Source organism: Candidatus Methanomethylophilaceae archaeon, from assembly GCA_017524805.1.
Lineage (GTDB): Archaea > Thermoplasmatota > Thermoplasmata > Methanomassiliicoccales > Methanomethylophilaceae > Methanoprimaticola.
In genome coordinates, this window is record JAFXUX010000009.1 from 53,877 (window position 1) to 80,277 (window position 26,401).

General features: G+C 53.5%; 27 protein-coding genes and 1 tRNA gene. 18 read left to right on the forward strand and 10 right to left on the reverse strand.

Annotation, left to right across the window (positions count from 1 at the left end; all coding sequences use genetic code 11):
• The first annotated feature begins 61 nt into the window (after nt 1-61).
• From IKP20_03045 to IKP20_03055, 3 genes are all read left to right on the forward strand, one after another.
• Nucleotides 62-649, forward strand: a complete 588-nt coding sequence (locus IKP20_03045; protein ID MBR4503935.1) for a GTPase — start codon at nt 62-64, stop codon at nt 647-649.
• Nucleotides 646-1,614: a hypothetical protein gene (locus IKP20_03050; protein ID MBR4503936.1), complete on the forward strand. Its 969-nt coding sequence runs from the start codon at nt 646-648 to the stop codon at nt 1,612-1,614. The genes IKP20_03045 and IKP20_03050 overlap by 4 nt, the downstream gene beginning before the upstream one ends.
• Before the next feature lie 94 nt (nt 1,615-1,708).
• Entirely contained in the window at nt 1,709-3,322 is a 1,614-nt protein-coding gene (locus IKP20_03055; protein ID MBR4503937.1) for a methylamine methyltransferase corrinoid protein reductive activase, read from the forward strand.
• A gap of 135 nt (nt 3,323-3,457) precedes the next feature.
• Here IKP20_03055 and IKP20_03060 read toward each other — a convergent pair whose 3' ends face one another.
• The 4 genes from IKP20_03060 to IKP20_03075 form a co-directional block, all read right to left on the reverse strand.
• On the reverse strand, nt 3,458-4,318 hold the full coding sequence (locus IKP20_03060) for an ABC transporter ATP-binding protein (protein MBR4503938.1): 861 nt from the start codon (nt 4,316-4,318) through the stop codon (nt 3,458-3,460).
• The gene (locus IKP20_03065) at nt 4,318-5,124 is read right to left on the reverse strand and encodes an ABC transporter permease (GenBank protein MBR4503939.1); all 807 of its coding nucleotides are present in this window, start codon (nt 5,122-5,124) and stop codon (nt 4,318-4,320) included. The genes IKP20_03060 and IKP20_03065 overlap by 1 nt, the downstream gene beginning before the upstream one ends.
• A 78-nt stretch (nt 5,125-5,202) precedes the next feature.
• The gene (locus IKP20_03070; protein MBR4503940.1) at nt 5,203-6,417 is read right to left on the reverse strand and encodes an ABC transporter substrate-binding protein; all 1,215 of its coding nucleotides are present in this window, start codon (nt 6,415-6,417) and stop codon (nt 5,203-5,205) included.
• A 159-nt stretch (nt 6,418-6,576) separates the two neighbouring features.
• Nucleotides 6,577-6,993, reverse strand: a complete 417-nt coding sequence (locus tag IKP20_03075; protein ID MBR4503941.1) for an S-adenosylmethionine decarboxylase — start codon at nt 6,991-6,993, stop codon at nt 6,577-6,579.
• A gap of 189 nt (nt 6,994-7,182) precedes the next feature.
• Here IKP20_03075 and IKP20_03080 point away from each other — a divergent pair, with 189 nt between their 5' ends.
• From IKP20_03080 to IKP20_03110, 7 genes are all read left to right on the forward strand, one after another.
• A complete protein-coding gene (locus tag IKP20_03080) occupies nt 7,183-8,295 on the forward strand; it encodes a DUF362 domain-containing protein (protein ID MBR4503942.1) in 1,113 nt (370 codons plus the stop codon).
• Nucleotides 8,296-8,568: 273 nt separating this feature from the next.
• Nucleotides 8,569-10,386 carry a sel1 repeat family protein gene (locus IKP20_03085; protein ID MBR4503943.1) on the forward strand — a complete coding sequence of 606 codons (1,818 nt, stop codon included), beginning with the start codon at nt 8,569-8,571 and terminating at the stop codon, nt 10,384-10,386.
• A gap of 253 nt (nt 10,387-10,639) precedes the next feature.
• On the forward strand, nt 10,640-11,113 hold the full coding sequence (locus IKP20_03090) for a low molecular weight phosphotyrosine protein phosphatase (protein MBR4503944.1): 474 nt from the start codon (nt 10,640-10,642) through the stop codon (nt 11,111-11,113).
• Nucleotides 11,110-11,652 carry an RNA 2',3'-cyclic phosphodiesterase gene (gene thpR, locus IKP20_03095; GenBank protein ID MBR4503945.1) on the forward strand — a complete coding sequence of 181 codons (543 nt, stop codon included), beginning with the start codon at nt 11,110-11,112 and terminating at the stop codon, nt 11,650-11,652. The genes IKP20_03090 and thpR overlap by 4 nt, the downstream gene beginning before the upstream one ends.
• 57 nt (nt 11,653-11,709) lie before the next feature.
• Nucleotides 11,710-12,165 carry a hypothetical protein gene (locus IKP20_03100; GenBank protein ID MBR4503946.1) on the forward strand — a complete coding sequence of 152 codons (456 nt, stop codon included), beginning with the start codon at nt 11,710-11,712 and terminating at the stop codon, nt 12,163-12,165.
• Nucleotides 12,166-12,176: 11 nt separating this feature from the next.
• Complete coding sequence (locus IKP20_03105; GenBank protein ID MBR4503947.1) at nt 12,177-12,587, forward strand: hypothetical protein; 411 nt, start codon at nt 12,177-12,179, stop codon at nt 12,585-12,587.
• Nucleotides 12,584-12,967 (forward strand): hypothetical protein, encoded by a 384-nt coding sequence (locus IKP20_03110; GenBank protein ID MBR4503948.1) that lies wholly within the window; start codon nt 12,584-12,586, stop codon nt 12,965-12,967. Before IKP20_03105 ends, IKP20_03110 begins: the two co-directional genes overlap by 4 nt.
• Here IKP20_03110 and IKP20_03115 read toward each other — a convergent pair.
• Entirely contained in the window at nt 12,909-14,129 is a 1,221-nt protein-coding gene (locus tag IKP20_03115; GenBank protein ID MBR4503949.1) for a cysteine desulfurase, read from the reverse strand. The genes IKP20_03110 and IKP20_03115 overlap by 59 nt on opposite strands.
• 292 nt (nt 14,130-14,421) lie before the next feature.
• On the opposite strand from IKP20_03115, the gene IKP20_03120 reads away from it, so the two are divergent.
• From IKP20_03120 to IKP20_03145, 6 genes are all read left to right on the forward strand, one after another.
• A complete protein-coding gene (locus IKP20_03120) occupies nt 14,422-14,778 on the forward strand; it encodes a hypothetical protein (GenBank protein ID MBR4503950.1) in 357 nt (118 codons plus the stop codon).
• Nucleotides 14,779-14,839: 61 nt separating this feature from the next.
• Nucleotides 14,840-15,745: a dihydroorotate dehydrogenase gene (locus IKP20_03125; GenBank protein MBR4503951.1), complete on the forward strand. Its 906-nt coding sequence runs from the start codon at nt 14,840-14,842 to the stop codon at nt 15,743-15,745.
• Entirely contained in the window at nt 15,738-16,505 is a 768-nt protein-coding gene (locus IKP20_03130; GenBank protein MBR4503952.1) for a dihydroorotate dehydrogenase electron transfer subunit, read from the forward strand. The genes IKP20_03125 and IKP20_03130 overlap by 8 nt, the downstream gene beginning before the upstream one ends.
• A gap of 135 nt (nt 16,506-16,640) precedes the next feature.
• A complete protein-coding gene (locus tag IKP20_03135; GenBank protein MBR4503953.1) occupies nt 16,641-17,444 on the forward strand; it encodes a protease inhibitor I42 family protein in 804 nt (267 codons plus the stop codon).
• Nucleotides 17,445-17,562: 118 nt separating this feature from the next.
• Nucleotides 17,563-17,633 (forward strand) — tRNA-Cys (locus IKP20_03140).
• A 92-nt stretch (nt 17,634-17,725) separates the two neighbouring features.
• Nucleotides 17,726-18,295 carry a TATA-box-binding protein gene (locus IKP20_03145; protein ID MBR4503954.1) on the forward strand — a complete coding sequence of 190 codons (570 nt, stop codon included), beginning with the start codon at nt 17,726-17,728 and terminating at the stop codon, nt 18,293-18,295.
• Between the two features lie 305 nt (nt 18,296-18,600).
• On the opposite strand, the gene cysE is transcribed toward IKP20_03145, so the two are convergent.
• From cysE to IKP20_03160, 3 genes are all read right to left on the reverse strand, one after another.
• Nucleotides 18,601-19,242: a serine O-acetyltransferase gene (gene cysE, locus IKP20_03150; GenBank protein MBR4503955.1), complete on the reverse strand. Its 642-nt coding sequence runs from the start codon at nt 19,240-19,242 to the stop codon at nt 18,601-18,603.
• 23 nt (nt 19,243-19,265) lie between these two features.
• Nucleotides 19,266-21,194: a phosphoadenosine phosphosulfate reductase family protein gene (locus IKP20_03155; protein MBR4503956.1), complete on the reverse strand. Its 1,929-nt coding sequence runs from the start codon at nt 21,192-21,194 to the stop codon at nt 19,266-19,268.
• A 253-nt stretch (nt 21,195-21,447) separates the two neighbouring features.
• Nucleotides 21,448-22,704, reverse strand: coding sequence for a UbiD family decarboxylase (locus IKP20_03160; protein MBR4503957.1), 1,257 nt, complete (start codon nt 22,702-22,704; stop codon nt 21,448-21,450).
• A gap of 167 nt (nt 22,705-22,871) precedes the next feature.
• Here IKP20_03160 and IKP20_03165 point away from each other — a divergent pair, with 167 nt between their 5' ends.
• Nucleotides 22,872-23,492 carry a flavodoxin family protein gene (locus tag IKP20_03165; protein ID MBR4503958.1) on the forward strand — a complete coding sequence of 207 codons (621 nt, stop codon included), beginning with the start codon at nt 22,872-22,874 and terminating at the stop codon, nt 23,490-23,492.
• Between the two features lie 41 nt (nt 23,493-23,533).
• Nucleotides 23,534-25,213 carry a glutamate--tRNA ligase gene (locus tag IKP20_03170; protein MBR4503959.1) on the forward strand — a complete coding sequence of 560 codons (1,680 nt, stop codon included), beginning with the start codon at nt 23,534-23,536 and terminating at the stop codon, nt 25,211-25,213.
• Here IKP20_03170 and IKP20_03175 read toward each other — a convergent pair.
• On the reverse strand, nt 25,204-25,899 hold the full coding sequence (locus IKP20_03175) for a metal-dependent transcriptional regulator (protein ID MBR4503960.1): 696 nt from the start codon (nt 25,897-25,899) through the stop codon (nt 25,204-25,206). The two genes, IKP20_03170 and IKP20_03175, sit on opposite strands and share 10 nt — an antisense overlap.
• A gap of 183 nt (nt 25,900-26,082) precedes the next feature.
• The gene (locus tag IKP20_03180) at nt 26,083-26,388 is read right to left on the reverse strand and encodes a hypothetical protein (protein ID MBR4503961.1); all 306 of its coding nucleotides are present in this window, start codon (nt 26,386-26,388) and stop codon (nt 26,083-26,085) included.
• Between the last annotated feature and the right edge of the window lie 13 nt (nt 26,389-26,401).

The window sequence follows — 26,401 nt, forward strand, 5'->3', positions numbered from 1 at the left end:
ACGACAAGATATCATATCGTATATCATTCGACGTAAATACATGAATGCCAATCCGCTTTCCATGTATGTTTACATTATCGGTGGCTTCCTAGGCAGCGGGAAAACCACCCTTCTGATGAGGCTCGCATCCATGTATACCAAACGCGGGTTGAAAACGGCTCTTCTCGTCAACGAATCCGGTGAGATAGGTGTCGACGGAGCCACGCTCAAAGCGGAAGGATACGACGCCATAGAACTTCCCAACGGCTGCATATGCTGCTCCCTTTCCGGCACTTTGCAATCGGCCCTCCAGAACATTGAGAACGACATCGACCCCGATGTCATCATCGTGGAACCCACTGGGCTTGCTCTTCCCCACAAAGTCAAAGAGCTAGTCCACGTCTCAGGAATAGACGCCGAGGAAATGTTCATCATCGGAGTCGTTGACATCCAGAGATTCGACGATCTCATAAAGAAAAAGGAGCAGTTCTTCTCCATGCAGATGAACCATGCGGATTTCATCCTCATCAACAAATGCGATATCGCCAAAGAAGGGCAGATAGGTGAGATCACCGAATGGCTTAAAGACAGATACCCGAACAAACCGATTATCCCCATTTCCGCTTCCACCGGAGAGAACCTCGAAAAAGTATACGAGATGATGAGATGAGCCACGAACATGAGCACCACCATGAACAGACCTCCCTGGAAATGGCAGGAGGATGCGCCGTCGGATTCACCGGAACAATCAACGGCTATAATGCGGACGCCGAAGCGAGATTCTCCAAGGCACTGCTGGAAACTGGAAAATGGGTTACGAAAGAGTCGGGAGTCCTTCTTGGGCACATCAAAGCTGCCATCGTCAAGGAAGACGGATCCGGGATAACGCTTAATCTCACAGACCTGGAGAATGGGGTCGAGCACCATGGCACCCTCAGCCCGCAGGACAAAGTGAAATTCTCATTCATGTCCGCGGTTCTTGATGTCGACGAGCACGAGCTGAAACATGTTATGTGGCATGCCATCGAGGACACTGGGCTGGACTATGAGCTTGATGAGCCGGTGTGCCACTGCCACGATCACGACAACCATCATGACGATGAATGCTGCCACGGGCACCACCACGACGATGATGGGTGCGGATGCCATGAACACGGCCATGATCACCAACATCACCATGACGATGAGTGCCACGGGCACCACCATGAGAGATGCTGCTGCGACGAAGACGAAGAGATCATCGTGGATATGACAGGTTCCCTTTCCGGGGTAAAGTCCGAAGACATGGTCAACATCATCGAATCGATGGATGAAATTTGGGAATGGATCAAAGAGAGACATGGCATCCCAGAATACATCGAGATTACCGTAGCCCCCGAGAAGCATGATTGGGCCACGATCTGCATGACCGAAAAGGATTTCACTTATATCAGCGGCAGAATCCACGCTTGCGACAAAATCTTCTTGCGCGTCGAATGTGCGGCGTTCGGAATCGACGAGCACCAGCTGAAACACAGGATTTTCCATGCCATCGAAGACATCGGCCCAGAATGCTCCGTGAACGGCGAAACCTACTGCCACTGCCACGACGAGTGCAGCGGAGAAGAATGCCACTGCCACGACCATAAACACTGATTAATCAACATACCGTCAGCAGAATCACCCTTAAACCGCCAAAAGGCGGAAACCTTTTACTTTTCATCCTTCTAACATCACTTGGAGGAAACAGATGAACGGAATATCGCTGGACATTGGAACCAGCGGTACCAGAGGCCACCTAGTGGATTTGGATACCGGAAAAATCATATCGACTGCGGTGACGGAGTGCCATCCGCTGCCTGGCGCCAACATTATGGATCATCTGACGTTCTGCATAAACGCCGGAACCGATGTTGCGCACAAAATTCTGATGGACACGGTGAACAAAGTCATCGCCGCCCTAGGAGCAGAAAAAGAAAAGGTCGAAAGGGTCAGCATATGCGGGAACCCCATTCAGCTGTCTCTTTTCCAGGGGATACCGGTGGATGACCTCGCATTCGCCGGGGAGAATGCACATAAAGCCAGAGGGATCAAAGAACAGAAAAGGGATGCCGGCATCTTCTCTGCGGTCGACGCGGGACTCGATGTCAAAGATTCCTGCGAACTTCTGGTGCCGCCCGCAATTAGGCATGAGATTGGGGCTGATGCCCTTGCGATGATGTATAAAAGCGGATTCCTGGAGCAGAAAGAGAACTGCATGGTCACTGATTACGGGACCAACGCCGAGATGGCTCTGAAAGTGGGGGACAATATCTTCACCGGATCCGCCGCGGCAGGCCCGGCCATGGAAGGGCAGTCCATAAAATGCGGAATGCTTGCGGGACCTGGGGCAATCTCTGATCTGGAGTATGATTTCCAATGGATATGCAAAGTATTGGACGAAAACATCACCCCACAGAACGGTTCCAGAGTTGATTTCAGCCTGGAAACCGTCGAGCCTGAAGGTCCGATGAGCGGAAAAGCCATCGGAATCACCGGAACGGGAGTTGTGGCCGCGGTCGCCGCCGCCATGGAAAACCACCTCTATAGGAAAGGCAAGATCACGACTTCCGATGGAAAGCTGCACATGCAGGATGGCGTCTACATCGACTCGAAAGACGTGTCGGAGGCTATGAAAGCGATAGGAGCCATCAGAGCCGGCCATTTCACTCTCTTGGAGCATGCTGGCATCAAATTCAGCGAGATGAAGACCATGTACATGGCCGGAGCCTCGGGAACCTATGTCGATGCCCTGAAAGCGAGAGAGATAGGTTTGGTCCCTCCCTCATGCGATACCATCTATCAGTACGGAAACACCTCATTGGCCATGTCGACCGACATACTGAGGAATCCAGAGCTTCTGGATGAGCTGCAAGACATCGCCAACAGCATCAGAGCCAACCACGTCATGTTCGCCAAGGACAAGATCTTCGAGCAGATCTACATGCAAGAGCTTGCGGTCTGCGAGGAGGGCATGAGCATTGAGATGTACAACAGAAACAACGCGATGGCCGGCATCCAAGAGCTTCCGAAGCCGACCGGAACACCGAAAATCCACCGCGTTGTCGAACGTGACATACCCGATCTCGGTGAGAAGGGGCTGACAATCCTCCATGACATCGGAACCGAGCTCCGCGGCCGCATGAAAGGTTGCACTGGCTGCAAGAAATGCGAAAGGGAATGCCCCGAGAAAGCTCTCACAGTGACCCGCGACAAAGAGATCATAGTGAAGACCAAAGACTGCCTGGGAACCGCCTGCTACAGGTGCCAGTTCTCATGTCCCGAAAAAGTGTACAGATACGACGATCTGAAACTGACTTTCTGAGAGGATAAGTTGCCGCCGAGATTCGACGGCAACCCTCTCATCTATGATTTGGCGTTTCTAAATATTTTGAAAAGAGCCGAAGGCCCCAGCCCTGCGTGCCTTACACACAATTACTGGGGCTTCTGGCATTGGAAGTCAATCTTCCATGACGTTCTGCATTTCCAGATATTCGAGGATCCTCTTCCTCAGCTCGGTGAATTCGGGGTTCGCCCTGTCCCTAGGCCTTTTCCACGGGACGTCGATTATCTTGTAGATAGTAGATGGCCTCTTGGTCAGTATTACTACCCTGTCTGATAGGAAGAGAGCCTCATCGACCGAGTGCGTAACGAATAGGATGGTCCTTTCGCTGCGCGTGATGATGTTGGTCAGCTGCTCCTGCATGATGTTCCTGGTCTGCGCATCCAAAGCGCCGAACGGCTCATCCATCAGAATGACAGCCGGATGCATGACCAACGCGCGCGCTATCCCGACGCGCTGCTTCATCCCGCCGGAAAGCTCGTGGATGCGTGAATCAGCGAATTTCTCCAGACCGACGGCCTTTATGTATCTCATCGCCCTCTCTTCGGCCTCATCCTTAGGGACTTTGGCGATCTCCATGCCGAATTTGACATTCTGCTTCACCGTCCTCCATGGGAACAGCGCGAAATCCTGGAAAACCATGCCGCGATCCGACCCTGGCGAAGTGCATTCGTTGTCCCCGATGGTTATCTTCCCGCTGGTGGGCTGAAGCAGCCCTGCGATGCAGCGGAGGATTGTGGTCTTGCCGCATCCTGACGGGCCTACGATGGATACGAATTCGCCTTTCTTCACATCCAAAGAGAAATCGTCCACGGCTACCGTCTCTTTATCGTCGGTAACATAGACGACCCTCAGGTTTTTGATGGACATCAAAGTCTCTCCTTCGGGGATGTGCTTGTAAAGCTCGTCCGTACGATCGGCGCGGACGCGATCCTGGCTGTATTTCTCCCCTTCGATCTTGATTTTGCTCTTGGACATCAGACATCCATCCCCATTCTTCTGGAAACTATTCTGGAAACGTATTCGGCAAGGCCTGTAGTAAGAAGACCGAGGATCGCAATCACGATGATTCCGGCGTAGGCTTGCGGGAATGCTCCGTAAGTGATCATGTTCGCGACATAGAATCCGATACCGCCGAGAGGGGTCGCATAAAGCTCTGCGGCGACTATGCACATCCAACCTATCCCAAGACCGACTTTTATACCGTTCATCAGGTAGGGGATGGTAGACGGTATCAACACTTTAAGGAATATCTGCATGTTCGAAGCGCCAAGAGTCTTGGACGCATCTATCAAAACCTTGTCTATTTTGGTGACACCGAATATGATGTTGGTCAAAAGGGGGAAGAATATTCCTATGAAGACCACGAAAGTGGCACCTTGGATGTAACCGAACAGCAATATGAATATGGGGGCCCATGCAATAGGGGCAATGGGTCTGAGAACCTCGATCCAGGGATTCACGAACGACCTGATGTACTTGAAATTCCCCAGAATAAGCCCTATGGGCAAAGCTATGACGAGCGCCAGCACGAATCCCCTCAAGAACTTGCTCAGACTTGACGCGACGTATGTGGATAAAGACAAGCCCGTCACTGGATCGCCGTTGTATATGAGATTTACAAGCGCTTCGAAAGTCTCGAAAGGCTCCGGAATAGCCGCGTTATTTGCGATCTTGGAAACGACCCACCACAAACATACGAATGCGATGAGCGAGACCGCTGTTATGAGCACCGTTCTTATGAAACGATGATATTTGTTGTGTTCATCAAATTTTAAGCTCATTCGTTTCACAACGCCTAACAATATGCAATGAATAAAAGGTTTTAGGGAAGTGCCCCGGTTTCCCGGGACTTTTTAACTTTAGGACTCTTGGATTACCCTTTGGAACTGGGGCTCCCAAATTATGCCGGCGTCGATGAACTCGTTGCCGGCGATGAGGTTGTAATTCGAAAGATTAGTGATCCAATAGATGGTGTCCGACGAGATCTTTTCTCCGACGGTGTACTGCTTAACCTTCAGCCCCATCTCGTTCGCGAGGGTGAGAAGCTGGATGTGCTGGATGGAGGTCGTCCCGGGGGTGCCGTAAACAAGCCCTCCCCAGGCCTTGGCGTTCTCGGAGCTGACCGAATACTTGCCGTTCGAAGCGCTGTAGAAAGCGGTTCCGTTCCTCTTGAAGTCAGAGGAAGAGGGGTCATCGAGGACTTTGGAGTTGATGTAGAGGCCGGAGCCTTCGCTGTTGACGCGGGCTACGAGGTTGTATGCCTTCGACGTATCCTTGACCGAATCCGAATCGATGTATCCGAAGTTGATCATGTTGATCGTCGCGGGAGGTGCCCCGAGGAATCCGAGCTGGGCATCGCCGTTTATGAGCGAAGTGGCGACCCCGCCCCCGTTGGTGGCGTTAGATATCTCGATGCTCACGCCGTACTCCCTGAACATGCCCTTCTCGATTCCGACATGGATGGCTATCTGGTGTATGTCGCCGCTGATCACCGAGACCTTGACGGAAGCGGTTCCGGGCTTCAGGCTTTCCTTGTTCTGGATGGCATCTTTCATGTACGAGTCGCTCACGTAGTTGTCAGCGAACTTGGCGGGATCTTTGACTTCCTTGGTCAGAGCGCCGACATCCTTGAGCCCAGCAACAAGGGACTGAACGTCGGACTTGAGGTAGGCGAGATTTCCGTCGTTCCCGTCGGCGTAGAGATACGATATATTGGAAAGAGCGTCTTTGACCTCCTGTTCGGAAAGCCCGGGCACCTTGTTCTTGCTGAATTCGACGAGCCACTTGTAGTCGTCGGATGCGGGGTTCTTGATCGCCTGGTCGACGAAAATGACCGCATCATGGTATCCTGCGAGGAACTTCTCGACTCCCTCGGAGTTGTTCTCGAGATAGCTGTAATTGGCCGCGATGACGCAGCATGTATGGTCGGGGAAAAAGTTGTTGGTAAGTCCCAGACTGACATAGTCGGACTTCTTGTCTTCATGGCCTCCGTTGTTGCCGAACGCGAAAAACGCTGCCGCAGCGGCGACGGCGACAATCGCGACCAGCAGAACGGCTAGAATCCTTTTGTCCATGGATTTGTCTCCTTGACTGAAGATTCTCGGTCGGGGTATATTACATCTATGTCCAATGATTATACAAAAGGGATAATTCGTTGGCCAGCAAACACAAGAAAGAATCGACCCTGTTTTCGTTGCTGGCCAGATAAGATGGGGACGATGCCCCCTTTGAATTCAGATGTCTCTGAAAAGAGTGGCGTACTGCATCTTCTTGGCGCCGAAATACTCCTTGCAGTACTGCGCGGTAGCCTCCGGCGGGAATTCTTTGCAGGAGAAGACATCGACGAAAGCCCTGTCGGTGTCCTCAGCGAAATGGCCTGAGATACAGGATGTTTCGATGAGCTGTATCAAGGAATAACCTTGGACTTTGGGTTCCGCTCCGAAGCGGACTGCGATCGGCTCACCGTATCTTTTCATTTTGATGTGATCCGCGAGATCGATGGCGAACTGTTTGATGTATTCGCCGTCGCAGATCTTCTGGTGGTCGCATTCACCGAGATCGATTGCGATGTGGAGTCCCCACTGCTTCTCGTCGTTGTATTTCGTGATAGACTCCTCGTCGGAAAGGAGCTTACCCGCAAACTGACTCATGCTGTACATCGTAACCACCTTGAGACATAGTAGTCTCGAACCGAGTATCGGCTCCCTGTATTTGAAAGGATGCCCTGCGGTTACAGAAACGCGTCTCAAATGAGACACATGACTGCCTTTTATATTCCCTGCAAATCAAAACCTCTCCGGAGGCAAAGTTATTCCATCGCGCGATGCCATCATCATCGCATGCCGAATCCCGAAGTTTTCTTCACCGACATGCGCTGCAGATTGGGCGATAGCCTCCCTGACAAGATGGACAGGCTGATACGCGCCGCCGGAATCGGAAGCATAGATATGGGGGGCAAATTCGTTGCAATCAAGATGCACTTCGGGGAGCTGGGGAATCTCGCTTACCTCAGGCCCAATTATGCCAAAGTGATAGCGGACTTCGTCAAAGAAAAGGGCGGTACGCCATTCCTCACCGACTGCAACACGCTGTATAAAGGAAGCAGGAAAAATGCCGTTGACCATCTGGAATGCGCCTCTTTGAATGGCTTCAATCCAACCACCACAGGATGCCAGATAATCATAGGGGACGGACTGAAAGGCGACGACGACGTCGAGATTCCTATAGAAGGAGAATACGTGAGAAGCGCCAAGATAGGCCGTGCGATAGCGGACAGCGACGTGCTCATCACGCTTACTCATTTCAAAGGCCACGCGACCACCGCTTTCGGCGGGGCGATAAAGAATCTTGCCATGGGATGTGCCTCTCGCCGCGGCAAAAAGGAGCTCCACATCGACGGGATCCCCGAATTGGACTCCGGAAAATGCGTAGGCTGCGGGAGATGCGTCGATTCCTGCGGAGAGGAGGCAGTAATGGTGCGCCGCGGAAGGGCGAGCGTCATCGAAGAGAAATGTGTGGGATGCAGAAGATGCGTCGGGGCATGCCCAAAAAAGGCTCTGCGCTCTGTCAGAGATCTGGACGGGAAAATGGTCGATGGCAAAATGGTGGAGTACGCCGCCGCCATCGTAAGAAGCAAACCTTGCTTCCATGTGGCAGTCATCTGCGACGTTTCCCCGTTCTGCGATTGCGCCGCTTGGAACGATGTCCCGATCGTTCCGGACGTCGGCATTCTCGCATCGTTTGACCCCCTAGCTCTTGACAAAGCTTGCGTGGATCTGATCCAGAAGCAGCCCATGATCCCGGGCAGCCGGGCCTGGGACAACAAAGACCTTGGGTTCTCGGATGATATCATAAAATGCAACCAGCCCGGGACCAGATGGCAGAACCACTTCGAACATGCCGAAAAGATGGGGCTCGGAAACGGCGACTATTCTTTGATAGAAGTGAGATAAAAATAACCGCAATTTGCGAAACCCCTTCCTTCCGCCTCCTTTCTACATAGAAAGTTGGCATTATGAGTAATCTGAATCAACCTCCCGCAGTCAATTTACCAACCGCAATAATTCCGCCATAGAATCAAAATTGGCTTATTTGGCCAATTTATATTTTTGTACAATTACAATTCATTTTTTCCTAATTCAATAGCAAAATAATTGACGCTTGCATTAACTATCAAACGAATCCATCATATCATTATTTAACGTACATTATCGTTGTCCCGCCCGATGGAAACCTTAGAGCAATTGATTTCCAAGGCCGAAGCAGGGGACGTGCAGTCCTGCTTCGAGCTAGGGCAGAGATATGCGCTCGGTGAGGGCACCGATGCGGATGAGAAAGCGGCATTCGATTGGTACCTTCGCGCTGCCAGAGGAGGCAACGTCATGGCCCAAAAGGCGGTAGGCATCTGTTATGCCAATGGCATAGCCACAGATGCCAACTGGGATGAAGCAGCCATGTGGTACCTCCGCGCCCTCATGAAGGGCGACCCGGAAGCGTTCCGCACCCTGTCTGACTATTACGAAACGCACGAAACACCGGCCGACGGTGCCATTCTCGAATATTACCGCAGCGCGTCCGAAAAGGACGATGCAGATGCCAACTATATGTTGGGCAGGCTGTATGAGCTCGGCGTCGGCACCGCATTCGATCCGGAAAACGCATTCGAATCGTACAAAAAAGCATGCGAGAAAGGCCACATCGATGCCAAAGTCAAAGTCGCGACCTGCATCCTCGAAGGATTGGGAACGAGCAGAGACCGCGAAAAAGGAGCGTCGATGATCTCCAAGCTCTGGGACGAAGGATGTGTCTCAGCGGGATCCGCCCTCGCCAAATGCTACGAGTACGGAACCGGAGTCAAACGCGACCACTCCAAAGTCTTCTCCATCTACGACCAGATGGTAAGCAAAGGATCGGTCGAAGGGATGTACAACCTCGGAAGATGCTACATGGACGGAATCGGAGTCCCTAAGGACGGCAACTATTCGTTCTCCTGGTTCACCGCGGCTGCCATGAGGAACTCCCGCGATGGCATATACGGTCTCGCCAGATGCTATATGGGAGGCATCGGGGTTGACAAAAACAAGGACACCGGCTTGAAGCTCCTCGAGAACGCATCGAAGCTCGGTCAGACCGACGCCATGATCATGCTGGGACAATTGTACAGCAAAGGCAAGCTCGTGCCGAAGAACGCCCAGATCTCCGCAGAGAATTTCAAGAGATCTGCCGACCTCGGAGATTCCTACGCCCAGCTGACCACCGGCGACAACTACGCCAACGGAACGGGCGTCAAGAAAGACGGCAGAGCCGCGCTGAAATACTACATGATGTCCGCCGCGCACGGAAACACCGTCGCCTGCTACAATGTGGGAACCGCTTACGCGCTCGGAAATGGGGTCAAGAAGAATGAGGAGGCCTCGTTCGAATGGCTCTCCAGAGCTGCCGAGGACAACTTCATGAAAGCGCAGTTCTCCATAGCCGAGGCATACTCCAAGGGAAGGGGAACCAAGAAGGACCCCGAGAAAGCCTTCGAGATCCACAAGAACCTCGCCGAGAACGGATTCGGCAAGTCGCAATATCATGTGGCATACTCCTATTTCGAAGGGATCGGCACCGAGAAGAACGATGCCCTTGCCTACGAATGGTTCCAGAAGGGAGCCCAGAACGGCAACGTCCTGTGCCAGTATTATGCTGGATACTGCCTGTGGAATGGGATCGGCGTCGAAGCCGACCAAGACAAAGCCATCGAATGGTACAAGCGCGCCGCAGAGCAGGGACACGTGGTTTCCAGGCAGATCGTCGAGGAGGTCACCGGAGAGAAGATCAAATCCAAGGACGAGGAATCGCCTTTCGAATCCTATCTCCGCAAAGCCAAGAACGGCGACGCCGAAGCCATGTTCATCGCCGGCCGCTGCTATCTGGACGGAGTCGGCACCGAGAAGAACGCCGATGAAGCCATGAAATGGTTCAACAAAGCGGCCAAAGCTGGGAACCAGGCTTCCGCCAGGATTCTCAACCAGATGAAGAAGCAGCAGAAAGCAGAATGATCGGAAACGGGGGGAATCCCCCCAATTTTTTATGTAGTTTTATCCTCAGAATACTTTGAGGTAGATCAGCATCCCGACGATGGCTATCGACAGGATGCCCACCAAAGGCAAAAGATTGACGAGCCTGTCTTGGGTGGAAATCTTGCTGTTCATGCCACTGGAACGGTTTCCATTATATTAACTGTGCCAATTATCTCCGCCGAATTCGAAGCGGCTGACATGATTTATATCCCATCCGCCCCATGGTCCGGCCATGAGAGTGCGGAGGGTCAAAGTTCTTTTCGTCTGCTACGGCAACATATGCCGCAGCCCCATGGCCGAGTATGTGTTCAGAGACTTGGTTGAGCGCGAGGGGCTTTCCGAGGCCGTCTCCTGCGCCTCCTGCGGGACCAGCGCCGAGCATTTGGGGCAGGGGCCAGACCCCAGGACGGCAGCCACCCTCGCTAAGCGCGGGATATCTTGCGCGGATAAGAAGGCAAGAAGGCTTCTGAGCTCGGACTTCTCGGAATACGATTACATAATCGCGATGGACCACTGGAATCTGGAATACATCAGAGCGATGAGCCCGGGCGACGGCTTCTCGGAGATCGCCCTCCTGATGTCTTTCGCAGGGGGAGGCGACGTTGCCGACCCTTGGTACACAGGTAATTTCGAACGCACTTACAGAGATGTTGTCGCGGGCTGCGAAGGGCTTCTGAATCATATCAAACAAAAGGAGGCGATTTGACGCCTCTTATCCGCGTATTCATCTCCATCCCGATACCTGACCCATCTCCGCTGGGATGCATGACCTCCGAATTGAAGGGCATCAAAGGCGTCAGGATCTCGCCGGAGAATCAGATCCATCTGACGCTGAAATTCATAGGGGACATCGACAGCGGCAAGATCCCGAAAATCTCCGAAGCCGTGAGGAAGGCCGTACAAGGTGAGAAGCCGTTCGAAATCGTGCTGAAAGGGGTTGGTGCCTTCCCGAAGGAAAAGAACGCCCGCGTAATTTGGGTCGGAGCCGAACCGGCTGACATCCTGCGCAGGATCTCTGACAGGATCGGTGCCAATCTCGGAGGGATTCCCTTCGACCAAAAGCCGTTCAAGAGCCACATAACCGTCGGACGCTGCTCCGATCCCAGGGATGTATCCGGATTCTTGGAAGGCTACCGGGAGAAGGAATTCCTGCGCTTCGGATGCGGGGAGATTCTCGTCATGAAGAGCGAACTTCTGAAAACCGGGGCGAAACACAGCGTTCTGGAGCGCATTTCCCTGACATAACGTGCGCGCACCGTATCCGATTTAAATCTTTTCAAAGCCAAATCACCTCCGAGCGATATGAAACTCAATAAGCTCGGAATGGATAGGAAAGGAAGTGTGGAAGGACTGCCGCTGCAGTTCATGATCATGATGATCGTGGCCGTCGCAGCGATAGGGATACTGAGCGGATGGATGGCCGGGATCGAAACCCCCCACTCCATCAGCGACGTAGAGGTTCTCTCTGCGGAGGGCCTCGCCGACCCAGATGGAAACATAGACCCCGTCAGCGTCCGCGTCAGGGACCAGGACGGAAACCCTCTCGAGGGAGCGACCGTCTACCTCAGCGGGCTCGGAATCAGAACCGTAGACGGCGGAAAAGCGATCGGATATACCGACGAGAATGGGATCGCCCAGATCGGCGACCTCGTGGTCACGCCTCCGAGAGGAGCGTTCGGAACCGTCACCGTAAACGTGATGAAGACCGGATATGGCGAGCTGTGCAGCACAGAATTCGCCGTGATCAACTATACCTGAGAGGCCCTTCGATGATAGGAATGCCGCTGAAGATAATGGTGTCATTCCTGTTGATCGGCCTGATGATACCGACGATAGCCGGCATGGTGTCCGTGGTCGAGGAGCAATCCTCGGAAACGGGCGCCGAAACCGGCTGCGCCGCCGTCGAGGACTGCATATACAGGGTCTTCCGCTCTGGGTCGGGATCCATGGAGACCGTCCACGTGGAGCTGAAGCCTGAGAACTGCATAGTCCTCGGCGGAACCGGCGCCGATGCCCATTCGATACGCCTGACGGGAAATGGAGAGATCCTCAAAACGGTGTATCTGGACAAGGCGCCGGTGGCGCTGTCGGAAAAGATCTCCACGATCTCAGGGAAACAGGACATCACGTTCGTCTGCAGATCGGTGGACCGCGCTCTGATCGTCGAGGTGGTGGAATGATAGAGTTCACCGCATCCAGGATCGTCCTCTGCATCTGCGGGACGATCCTTCTCTCCGCCACATCTGGCATCATGGTTTCGTATCAGGATAGCGCCGAATCAAACATGGAGGAGAGCCTGGCGGATGACATCGCGTCGATGCTCGATTCGTTCTGGGACTCGGAAACCCAGGAGATGACTTTGGACGGATCGCGGATTCTGCCGTCGCCCGGCCACACCCTGAGAGTCGGGTCGCACATGGTCAGCCTGGAGAAAAACGGAAAAACCCATTCATCGCCGACGAGATTCGAATCGGAATTCGAGCTTTGGTATGGAGAGACCGTTACCATCTCGAAATTCGGTCCCCGAATGTCTCGGCGATCTCGCGCAGGGCGTCCGTGAAGACGTCTATCTCCTTCTCGCTGTTATAGAGGTAGGTGGATGCCCTCGCACTCCCTTTGATGCCGCGGGAAGAATAGAAAGGATGAGCGCAATGCATGCCTGAACGGATCATGACTCCGGCCATGCTGTCTGCCATCATCGCTATGTCATGCGGACTCAGACCATTTATGTTGAACGAGAATACGCTGCCGCGTTTCGATGGGTCTGATGGGCCTACCAAACGCAGATTCCTGACATCCTCGAGATTGCCCATGATGCGCGCCATGAGCTTGGAATCCCATTTCATTATCTCATCCATGCCTATGCGCGAAAGATAATCTATGGCCGCCTTCGTCCCTATAATCCCCGCATAATTGCCGAGACCCGCTTCGAATCTGTCAGGGTATGGGGCCATGGTGAAATCGGAATAAGTGGCAAGTCCGACGGTGCCGCCACCGACTTCCAAAGGCCGGAGACGCCCGAGAGTCTCTTCGCTGCCGTACATGACGCCCATCCCGGTAGGGCCCAGCATCTTGTGGATGGAAAAGCAATATATGTCCGCGCCGAGCCTCTTCAGATCGACGGGCATATGGGGAGCCGCTTGGGCCCCGTCCACTATGACCGTTGCGCCATAATCGTGCGCTATCTCCGCCACATCCCTTACGGGGACGGTGCAACCTGTGACATTGCTGGCGTGCTGCACGGAAACCGCTTTCACGCTTCTGTCCATGCAGCCTTTGAAAGATTCGATGTCAAACTCACCGTCAGGAGAAGAACGGGACATCCTCCTCACGATTCCGACAGACCTCTGCAGATTGAGCCAAGGGACATGGTTCGAATTGTGCTCCGTGTCTGTGGTGACAACCGCGTCCCCTTTCCTCAGCCCGAGACCGTATGCCGCCGTGTTGAGGCCTTCGGTGCAATTCTTCATGAACGCATAGCACATCGGATCGTCTGTCCCGAAGAAATGCGCCAGCGCCTCGCGGGTCTCATCCATCGCGATCGATACTTTGGAAGCCATGGAATGAACGCTGCGACCGCCGCAGGCAGGATAGTTTTCGTAATAGTCCACCATCGCGGCTATGACCGAATCGGGTTTCAACGACTGGCATGCGCTGTCCAGATAAATTCCAGTACCTTTCCTCAAGGTCGGAAAATCGTTGCGAACCGAATCGGACACCATGCGCACCTCATGCGCTTGGGATTAATAATATTGTGATGGCTCGACGTCGAACTGTGGGCGGCCAAACGCCAGCATTATTAACCGATGCGGCCAGACTGAAGCCTCGTTTGATGCATAGACGTCCGAACAGGAAGACACTGCCGACCCAAAGAATCGACAGCGAGCCGATGTTCCCGATAAAATCGATGACAGATGATACAAGAAGCGAAGGCGGCAGCATGCTCCCGAACGCTCCCTAATTATATGTGGCGGAAACGACGTCTGGTGCGATACTGTTCAAAGAGGTGAAAAAATGGCTAGCGAATGGGAGGAGCTGGAGAAGCTCACCAAGGATGAACTCATTATCGAGCTTGTGAGACAGAGATGGCTGTACAAAGACCTCAAGCTGCTGCTCAGGCAAATGTCCGAGGAAGAGGGGACATACGCCGGAGCTCCCGGGCAGGTCCCTCCGAGGGAATGGCAGATAAAGATCGCCGAGTACGTATTCCCCACCGTCGAAGAGGGGGAGTACGCATACGAGGACCTGACGACCTGGGGCGTAGACGAGGAGGTCGGAGAGGCCCTCTTCGACGAGTATTTCGACGAGAACGGAAGAATGAAGGCCAGACCGTCCCAGCCATCTTCGGAAAGCCGCATCGAACAGAAATAATCCTGATGGCGTCCAGCTGGTTCCACGCCTGTTATAATACAATGAAAGCGATTGGGATGCTATGGTTTCACTGAGAACGAAGGTCGGGAAGCTGATCCTCGACAGACCAGGCATGGTGGCATCCGGGATCATGGACGAAACCGGAGCGTCCATGGTCCGCATGCTGGATCTGGGTGCCGGTGCCGTCGTAAGCAAATCCGTCGGGACCGAACCCAACGAAGGCCATGCGAACCCGTGTTTCACGGAGACGGAAAGCGGGCTGATCAACGCCATGGGCCTGCCGAATCCGGGGATCGATCTGTTCAAAGAAGAGATGGAATTCGCGGTGCCTCACGGCAAGATAATCGGTTCGATATATGGCGCGGGCCCCGAAGAATTCAGCGCCCTCGCCGGAAAAATGGAGGACTACGGGGCATGCGCCGTGGAGCTGAACCTTTCATGCCCCCACGCCAAAGGGTATGGGATGGAAGTCGGGACTGACCCGTCCATGGTGAAATCCATAGTGTCTGCCGTAAAATCCGCCGTCGAAATCCCCGTTTGGGCCAAGCTTACGCCGAACACGCATATCCTGACGGACATCGGCGCTGCGGTGCAGGATGCCGGAGGCGATGCCGTTGTAGCCATCAACACGCTGAAAGCGATGGCGATATCGCCGGAGATGGCCAGACCCATATTGAGCAACAGATTCGGAGGCCTTTCCGGGCAGGGGATCAAGCCGGTTGGAGTCAGGGCTGTGTACGACCTCAGAACCGCGCTGGACATTCCGATAGTCGGCGTGGGAGGCATATCCGATTGGAGGGACGCCGCCGAATACATAATGGCGGGAGCTTCCGCATTCCAGGTGGGAAGCGCCATCATGACGGAGGGCATAGACGTGTTCAAAAAGATAAACGCTGGATTGGAATCGTTCATGGAAGAATATGGCTACGATTCCATAGCATCCATGGAAGGTGCGGCCCATGAGTGAGACGACGTCAAGAATCGAAAAGATCATTGACGAAGCGTATGACACCAAGACATTCGTCTTCGGATGGGACGCGGAGATCAGACCCGGGCAGTTCGCGATGGTCTGGGTCCCCGGCGTCGACGAGATACCCATGTCGATTTCGGGGATAAACGCGAGGACCAAAAGCATCACCGTCAAAGCGATCGGAGAAGCGACGAGAAAACTCCATGAGCTGAAAGTGGGCGATGCCATCAGGGTCCGTGGTCCTTACGGCAAAGGGTTCGACCTTTCCAGAGGGGAGATGCTCATCATCGGAGGGGGAGTCGGAACGGCCGCCGTGATGCCGGCGATCGTCCAGACCGGGGCCGACGCCATAATCGCCGCTCGCTCCGAAAAGGACGTGATCATGGACGGCCTCGCCGAGAGATACTCCAAGAACCTTCGCATCGCGACCGACGACGGCTCGAAGGGATTCCACGGCAACGCGGTCCAGCTACTGAAGGAAATGGCCAAAGAGAAGCATTACGACTGCGTCCTGGCCTGCGGCCCCGAAGTCATGCTGCATTTCACCTACGAGGCCTGCAAAGAGCTCGGCCTGGGATGCCAGCTGTCGATGGAGCGCCTCATGAAATGCGGAGCGGGAGCCTGCGGGTGCTGCGTCATGGACGGCATGCGCGTATGCAAGGACGGCCCCGTGTTCGATGAGACCCAGATACCCGCCCTCACCGAATTCTGGAGATCGAAAAGGGACGGCTGCGGACGTTCCGTCAAACTCAGATGATTTTTCTTATCCCCCAGGATCGATCGATTCCGGGGGACACCTATATACCCGCACCCACCGAAATGGATCTAAAACGATCCCGTCTTCAACTCCCATCAAAGCAAGTGTTATCACTGCCCCAAGCGATTCCTGATCATGGAAAACCTTAGAAAATTCGTGGCTGTGCATGATCAGCTCATTCTTGAATTGCAGGCGGACCATGCGAACGGATGCGGATGGGAAATCGAATCCAACGATGGCATAGAATGCTATAGCTGGTTCGATGATGAAGAGCAGCCAAGAAAACCGGGGAGCGAGGGGAAGATCCAGAAGTTTGCCTTTGCATCTGATGAGACAGGGACGTTCAGGATTCTGTTCAAAAACAAACGCGACGCATCGGATACGTTTGAATTGGAGCTGGTAGTCCACCCCGAATGCGAGATGGATTATGCGAATACAGCGGAAGGATTCGAAGAATGCTTTATCCTGGAAGATGAAAGCAGCCAAAAATGGAAAGTTGAGGATGACGACGGGGTCGAATGCAGGATCGGAACCAAAGACGGACGCCCAGCGCTGTTCATGGCCTGCGACACCCAAGGAGAATACAGAATACTCCTGTCCTCGAAGGAGAAATGGCGCCTTATCAAACTGAGCGTCAGACCCGTTAACATTCGCGTGCGCTTGGAAACAGCCCCAGGCAAAAAAGTGATTTATGACGTGAAGGCCAACGCCACAACAGGATTCATGTGGAAGGTCGTGGATGATGGCGGACTCAGATGCAATGACCGCTACAAGCCCGACCCTAACCCTGGCTTCATGTGCGGCAAGGGCGGAAGGCACATCTTCGAGATCATTGCGGACAAACCAGGGACCTACATAGTCCGCGCGACATATTCTCGCCCGTGGGAGAAAGGCTTCATCAGTTCATTGGAGATCACCGTGGATGTGAAAAATCCATAACCTGACCAGACAAATGGAGGCTGCCGATTATGGCCTCCACAATTTCTGATCTGGATGGCGGATGATTCGTGATTTCAGCAAAAATATTTTTATATTGTTCCGTCATTGAAGCGGTGCTGTCGGGATAACACAGAGGCTATGTGACGGACTGCAGATCCGTATACGGGGGTTCGATTCCCTCTCCCGACCTCCATTTTTATGTCTTTGCGCTTTTGCCATTATATATACGCCCACAATACTTAATTAAATACTAAAACAAAAGATTTATAAATAGTATATAAATGACCCAAGTAGGTGTTACAGTGGCCAAGAAAAACATCGAAAATGTCGTCGCGTCTACTTCCCTCGAACAGGAGCTCGACCTCAACAAAATCCAGAGCTCCCTCCCAGGAGCGGAATACAACCCGCAGCAGTTCCCCGGACTCGTATACAGGCTTCAGGAACCTAAGACCGCGACTTTGATTTTCAGAAGCGGCAAAGTCGTCTGCACCGGCGCAAAATGTCGCGAAGATGTGAAAGTGGCCATCAGCAAAGTCGCCAAAGACCTGGAGAAAGCTGACATCAAAATCACGATCGAACCCAAGATCGAGGTCCAAAACATAGTCGCATCCTCCGATCTTGAGCAGGAGATCAACCTTAACACTGTCGCCATCACCCTCGGACTAGAAAGAGTGGAGTACGAACCCGAACAGTTCCCCGGACTCGTCTACAGGCTGGATGACCCCAAAGTCGTCGTGCTTCTGTTCGGCTCCGGAAAGATGGTCTGCACCGGCGCCAAAGTCCCGGAGGATGTGGACCGCGCCGTCGACAAGATAGCTAATGAACTGAGAGAAGCAGGACTGATGTCCTGATTTCCGAGCGACGCAAATGGGGCGAAGCGAAAGCCTAGCCCCAACTCATTTTTTCGGCATTTTTTCTCTTTTTCCACTTCGTTGGTTTGTTGAAGCGATGTATTTTGCCCGCCGTAGGGCTGCTGTTTCCATAGACTATAGTTCTAAATCAGACTATAGTCTTACTTATTACAAAAACACCGATAAAGCCAGAGGTATTCAAAGTATCACTATACACCTACCAAATAGATTGAACGCAATGTGTTTCGTTCGAGTGGGACTGCAGAGCGAGAAACTTCAAAAATAAAGGGCGAGGCTGGTTCGCCTCAGTTTATGCGCTTGGAAAGCTCTTCGATCATCGACCTGAGATCGGAGATCTCCTTCTCCATGCTGCTGATCTTCTCTTTCACCGGATCGGGAAGCTGGTTGTGCATATTGTCGCACTCCAACTTGATTCCAGCGTGCCTGACTATGCGCCCAGGGACGCCGACTACCGTGCACCCGTCAGGGATATCGTTGATGACCACGGCTCCGGACCCTATTCTGACGTTGTTGCCTATGGTTATATCTCCCAGAACAGAAGCGTTGCACCCCACGACTACGTGGTCTTTGATTGTGGGGTGCCTCTTCCCTTTGCTGGTGGAAACGCCTCCGAGAGTCACGCCTTGGTAGATGGATACGTTGTCCCCGATGATAGTGGTCTCCCCTATGACGACGCCGGTAGCATGATCGATGAAAAATCTCTTCCCGATGGTCGCGCCGGGATGGATGTCGCACCCGGTCAGATGATGGGCATAATAATTCAGCTCGCGGGCCTCTTTCTTTTTGCCCTCGAGCCAAAGCTTGTGGCTCATCCTGTAATAGCAAACCGCGTGGAATCCGGTATGATATTTTCTGGCGTCTTCCTCGTCGACGATGGCCGGATCCTTCTCTATGACAGCCTCCAAATCGTCGGGATCGACTTCCATCTCTCTCATGTGCATGATATCTGTCATTGCTCGAACTCCTCCCCCTTAGCGAAATTGACCGATGGGCATGGCCCAAAGCAGTCCTTACAGAATATGCAGTCATCCTCGCGGATGTGGACTTTGCCGCCTTCCATATACAATGCGCCTTCCGTGCATCTAGCGGCGCACAGACCGCATCCTACGCATTGCTCCGCGCGCATTATCACCTGGAATGCCTCGTCCATATGCGCCGAAGCGTCGTTCTTCACGTTGGACTTGCATATTATGGATCCTTCGCGATATATGGTAGTGTAATCCGCGGATATGTATTCGCCCTCCGGATCCTCTTCGACGACCCAGCCTATGGCGTGGCAGAACGGCTTCACTTTCTTCAGATCGATCGGCCTGGAAAGAGCGGCTTCAACGCTGTATCCGATGACGCAAGGAGAATAGCCCTCCTGGACCTTTATCGTCAGAGGCCCGGATTCCGGGGCTTTGGTCTGCCTCGTCAATTCGGACACCTCTTTGCCGGTTATCCTGTGGACTTCCTCCCTTATGGATTTGGGCGCATCCTTCCATCTCCAGAGAGCATAATCCTTCCATTCCTGGGGAAGCCCGCGGTCTTCCATGTATGAATCCAGATATTCGTTCCATTGCTCCCATCTGGAGCTCCCTCCGGAGACGACATCGAATTCGGCGAGATCGGATGCGGGGCAGAGGAAACATCCTATCCTGTCCAATCCGCGGGTGTACCAGACGTTGTAAGGCTCCTTCCTCATGAATATGTACATCCAAACGTGCATCGCGCACCAGTTCTGGATCGGCGACGCGCCTATCTGGCCGGGAGTCCAGGGATTCTGCCAGACGCGGGGCTTGGAATTCCTGGCCTCGGATTCGTATTTCCTCTGACCTATGAAAGACAAGACTCCGCCCGGGAAATTCTTGGTGATCGCTCCGACGGTGGGCCCGAGCTTGTTGGTCTTGCAGCACCATCTGTAGTCCTTGGCGGGAGGCCCGAAGTAGACGAGATTCCCGAAGAAGGCATCGGTGGGAGCTTTCTCCTCTATGAGCTGGAGGCCATGTCTCTCGCAGGTTTCGCGGACATGATTCACCGTCTCGTCGAATTCCAATCCGGTATCGACGAACAATACCGGAAGCTTAAGGCCTGCGTCTATCGTAAGAAGGAGCGTAGCGAGGCTGTCCTTGCCTCCCGAAAACGATACTATCGCAGGCACATCATGCATTTCGATCGTATTCTTGATGAACCCTACAGCTTCTGCGACCCTCTTCTCTATGACGGCCCTGTTGGCTTCGACGGCTTCATCCCATGAATGGGGCGTATGTGGGCCGGTGCGTTCCTCCGGTCTGTACCATCTGGTCCTTACTGCCATGCCCTTGTCCGCGGCGACCATCTCCGGGCCCGACATGCGCGCGGTACCCGTTGCGATCGGCTTCCTGTCGGCGGTCACGATTATTATCTCGTCTCCGACCTTGATGCCAGGGTCGGCATCGATGACGCCGGGAGCCATGAGATTCTTGCTTTCCTGCAGGAATGGGGCCGCGCTCGGATCGCAGACGACGTATCCTTTGGTATACGCTTCGGCAATCCTGTAGGCGCCCTGCATGCGCGACACGAATTTCCATCCGGAGCCTATGTCATACCTCATGGTGGCAATGATGTCGCCGTCGATGACGACCTCGTCCATGCGATCCAATCCAGGAGCCTTGCTCATGATCACTACGTGCCCATCTGGGATGACAGCTTTTCCAGTGCCTTCCCCATAATCCCTGTCAAGAATTCTGCGCATCAGCTCTATGTCATATTCGAATGCGGGCCTGGCATCCCCAGGCGGGGTGAGCGGCACCTCAACAGTCTTCCCACCGCATACAGGGCATTCTTTGGACTCTAAAATGGGCAGGTTGCATGAGTGGCACCATCTGAGATGGTTCTTTCCCAATCTGATCGCAGGCATGATTCTCTTTAGAACCTACATTCTGGCATAGTTAAACTTTTCCCCCGAAACCGATCGATAACATGCTGTCTTGCTGCGAGAGAAGGACGGATGCGGGCGGATGATGTGGCAAGCCAGTCCGCCAGCGCTCAACCTGAAAAATCAAAAGAACAAGGGATCGCGAAGACTCGGACTGAATCTCCGCGAATCCCCGATAGCAAATAGGGCTGGCGTCTTACAGGATGCGATCTCCCGGCTTAGAAACCGGAAACATTCATTCCAGCGTAGCCTTCCTATAAAGGGACAGATCGGATCCCAAAGGAATCGTCGCGTCGTATCCCACCTTCCAGGTCGTCTTTCCATGGGAGCTGGGATCCAGCGATGAGCCTGCGGCACCGGGAATCATGAGTATCCTGTCTGCTTGCATCCTGGTGGCGACTGCCCATTCTACCTGCCTATCGTCGAATATGTCGATGTCATCATCCACGATGATCACCTGCTTCATCGAGGGATGCCCGGTGAATGCGGCCATTATCGCGTTGACGCCGTCGCCTTCTTTGTTCTTCGATATCGAGACGACCCCGTTCAGCCAGCAGCACCCGCCTTCGGTGAGACGCACATTCCTGACCTTGGGAACTGCCTGCCTCACCGTCTTAAGGATCATGGGCTCCCTTGGAAGTCCCATAAGCATGTAGTGCTCGTATCCCCCCGGCAGAACCAGATGGAATGCCGGGTGCTCGCAGGTCCAGACCTTATCCACCTCTATTATCGGTTGCATACGCTCGAAATCGTATGTCCCGGTGATGTCCACGAACGGCCCTTCCTTGGTCTCCTCCAAAGTAATGCGCGCCTCGAAGACGTAATCGCAATCGGCCGGAACCAAGATGCCGTTGTTGCATCTGCCAACTTTGAGGGGCGCCCCATGGCCTTTGATGTGCATCGCAGACGCCACTTCCAATTCATCCGCGCCGAAATCCATCGACGTGGCGGCAGCCAGCAGAACCTCGGCCCCAGCGCCCACGCATATGGATACGTTCAGCTCCTTGCCGGCCGCTTTGGCCTCTTTGTAAAGAGTGAAAAGATGCCTGGGAACCAGCCTTACGGCGATCCTGGAATCGTCCATCAGCATCATCCTATGGAAAGATACATTCTTCTTACCGCCGAATTCGGCGATAATGACGCCTGCTGTGATGTAGCGCCCCCCATCTTTCGGGAAATATTTGGGCACAGGGAGCGACATGAGCTTGACTTCCCTTTTGCATGCGCGAAACTCTGGATTCTCAACAGTCTCGCAAGGCATGGGAGACGTTATGGCGTCCAGCAGATGCCCGACAATGCCTTCTTTGGGAACCCCGAGAGCGGACGCGATCTTGTCTCTGGTCGAGAATCTGTTTCCAACGGCCATTCCGCCGTTGAGATCCTCGAAAAGGACCGTTCTCTCCTGATTCTCAGACATTATTCTGGTTGCGTCTCCAGACTCGCTATCTATGCGGCCTTTTATGCGGAAAGCATCCGAGCCGAGCGTTTTCATCACTGCCATGATTCCGCATCGGAAAATGCGTAGTTATTGGTTGCGAATCGGAACAGACAGAACAGCTCGGATTATCTATGACACTGCTGAGAACAGATGGCCATTGATAGATGCTGGCGATCAGCCACGAATCGCCATTTTAATATCGACCTTCTGGATGAGGGTTTATGAAAGCGCTTCTCGTCAATGGAAGCCCCCATCCCAGGGGATGCACCTACACAGCCCTCTGCGAGGTGGCAAAAGGACTCGAATCTGAGGGCATAGAATACGAAATATTCCACCTTGGCAGCGGGGATGTCCCGGGATGCAGAGGTTGCGGATACTGCAAGGACAAGGGGCTCTGCGTGATCGAAGACAAAGTGAACGAGATCGCATCCAAATTGGAGGAGTTCGACGGATTCGTCTTCGGCTCCCCCGTTTATTATGCCGGGCCGGCCGGGCAGCTCACCGCCTTCATGGACAGGCTTTTCTACTCGAACGGCAGGAAAATGGCTTACAAACCCGGAGCGGCAATTGTCTCGTGCCGCAGAGGCGGATCGACGGCATCCTTGGACCGCCTGAACAAATACTTCACCATCTCCAACATGCCCGTGGTCCCATCCCTGTATTGGAACCAAGTCCATGGGAACGCCCCCGAAGAAGTCAAGCAGGACTTGGAAGGGATGCAGATCATGCGCACTCTCGGAAAGAACATGGGATGGATGATGAAATGCATCGATGCAGGCAAGAAAGCTGGCGTATCCATTCCAGCTCCCGAACCTCGCGCAAGGACCAATTTCATCCGTTGAATGCCTCCACAATAAATAGCAGCAGAGGATTGATGCGACCCATGGCAGAAGATATGGAAGATACGATAAGGAAATTCGCGCTCCAGAACGCGGTTTTCTTCAAAGGGAAAGCAAACCCCAAAGCGGTCGTCGGGAAGATACTGGGGGGAGTCCCGGAGCTCAGAAGCAAAGCGGCCGAGATCACGCCGCTGATCAATCAGATAGTCGAGGAAGTCAACGGGATGGGATTGGAAGCCCAGACCAAAGCCCTGCAGGAGATGGACGCATCCCTTCTCGTCAAAGAGAAGAAAGAGCGCAAATACGAGCTCCCGGAACTCAAAAACGTGGATGGGAAGGTAGTCATGCGCATTGCCCCCGGACCCTCCGGACCTCTCCACATCGGGCACACCAGAGTGTCCATCCTCAACGACGAGTACGTTAAGAGATACAGCGGAGACCTCGTCCTGAGATTCGAAGACACCAACCCCGAAAAGATAGACCCCGACGCGTATGACATGATCCCGGAGGACTTGGATTGGCTCGGCGTCAAATGCACCAAGAAGTTCATCCAATCGGAAAGGTTCGAGCTCTATTACGGATACACCCGCAAACTTGTGGAGCAAGGGAACGCCTACGTTTGCACATGCGATGCCGACCACTGGAGAGAGCTTAAGGAGAAGAAGACCGCCTGCCCCTGCAGGGACCTTCCCGCGGAGACGCAGCTCGAAAGGCTCGACAAATTCTTCGAAGGCAAATACTCCGACGGAGAGGCTGTTGTCGTGGTGAAGACTGACATCTGCCACCCCAACCCAGCCGTCAGGGATTTCGTCGCTCTGAGGTTGGTTTCCCACCCCCATCCCAGGACAGGGACCAAATACATCGCGTACCCTATGATGAACCTCTCCGTAGCCATCGATGACCACGAGATGGGTATGACGCATGTCATACGCGGAAAAGACCACCTGAACAACACATTCAGGCAGGAGTACATCTTCGACTATTTCGGATGGAAGAAGCCCGAATACTACCACTATGGCTTGGTCAACATCCCCGACACCGTCCTCAAAACGTCCATCATCAAGCAGAACATCGCCGACGGACAATACACAGGATGGGACGATGTCAGGACTGGGACGGTCAGGGCAATGAAGCGCCGCGGAATCAGGCCCGAAGCCATCAGAAGGTATTGGGTCGAATCCGGGATAAAATCGGTGGACATCCAATTCTCCTGGGACAATCTTTACGGCATGAACCGCGACGTCATAGACGACATCTCAAACAGATATTTCTTCGTCAAAAACCCGGTCAGGTACGATATCGACGGCATCGATGAGATAAAAGGCGGAGCGCCGCTCCATCCTGACCATCCAGAAAGGGGGAGCAGGGATTACTGCCTCAAAGATCCTCGCACGATATTCATCTCTGACGACGATTCGTCCGAGTTCGCCTCGGCCGGAAGGATCAGGCTGAAAGACCTGTGCAACATAGGGTATTCGCTTCCGGCGAAATACATCGGAAACGATGTCGGAATCCTCAAGACCGGCGTGAAAGCCGTCCAATGGGTCGGAAGGGACTCGATGGACGCCGAATTGCTGATGCCGGACGGGACGATCGAGAAAGGGCTGATAGAGAAAGCCGCGTTCTCCGAGAAAAGCGAGATGGTCCAGCTGGAAAGGATCGGATTCGCCAGGATAGAGAGGAGAGACGCCGGCAATATCGGCTTGGTATTCGCTCATCGCTGAGCTTCTTCCCGCCCTTCGGGGCGGACATTCAATTCTTCCGCATCGACGAATATGCAGGAGGAATATCTGGAATCGACGGCCACGGACGAATCCCCCATCTTGATGATCTGAGGGCCGTTCTCGATCGCAGTCTCTACAATCACCTCTTTCCCAGGCACGAATCCCATCATCACGAGCTTCTTGACGACAGCCGAATCGTTCGATAACACGTGGGAGATGTAGCCGCGGCTTCCGGTGGGCATCTTCTCCAGAGGCGTGATCTTCACGATGCCCTCGGTAGCGGTCTTGCATGGATCAGAGCATCCACAGCAATCCTCATCAATGCGGGGGCCCATCATGCGGCACATCTTTATGGCCGATTCGTCGGAGATGGCGTGCTCCATCTTCCCGGCTTCGTCATGGGCGGTCTTGTGGTCCACATCCAAGTAATCTGTCAAAAAACGCTCCAGAACATGGTGCTTCTTGCGGATTTGGCGGGCGTATATGAGGCCCTTTTCCGTCAAAGCCATGCCCCTGTACTTCTCGTATTTGACATAGCCTTCGGCAGAAAGGACTTTGACCATCTCGCTCACGCTTGCCGGAGACACGCCCATGAACTCGGCGAGTTCAGTGGTCTTCGCGGCCCCTTTGCCTTCGGTGAGCCTCAGAATGCTGATAAGATAGTCTTCACGGTTTTCCGTCGCCATCGAATCGGCATTGCGTTCAATATTTAAAATATTTTAGAGAATCCTAAAAATGTTTCTATCTTTTCACCAAAGATTTAGGGAACACTTGCGCACTGACTTTAGCTAGAAAAAATCTGCAGAAATTTCAAAGAACAAAAAATTGGCAAGAAAAATGTTTGAGGGAGGTTTCCCTCCCCGGAAAAATCATTTCTTGAAAGCGTCGAGCTGAGATTTGAATCCGGCGATCGTCGATTTGATCTCTTTCACTTTCTCGATAAGATCCTGGATGCTGGAGATGTCGAAGGAACCGTCCTCTCCGATGCCATCGATGACCTTCTTCCCAATCTCGGAGGCGAGACCGTCGAGCTCTTTCTCCTGCCCTTTGATCTGAGACTCGATCTTCGCGGCGTCGATTTTGTCGTCGATTTTGTCGTCCACGCTGGAGACGCCGTCTTTGATTTTGTTGCCTGCGTCTTTGAGCGTGTCGCCTACTTTGTCTATTAGTCCCATATTATCCGCTCCT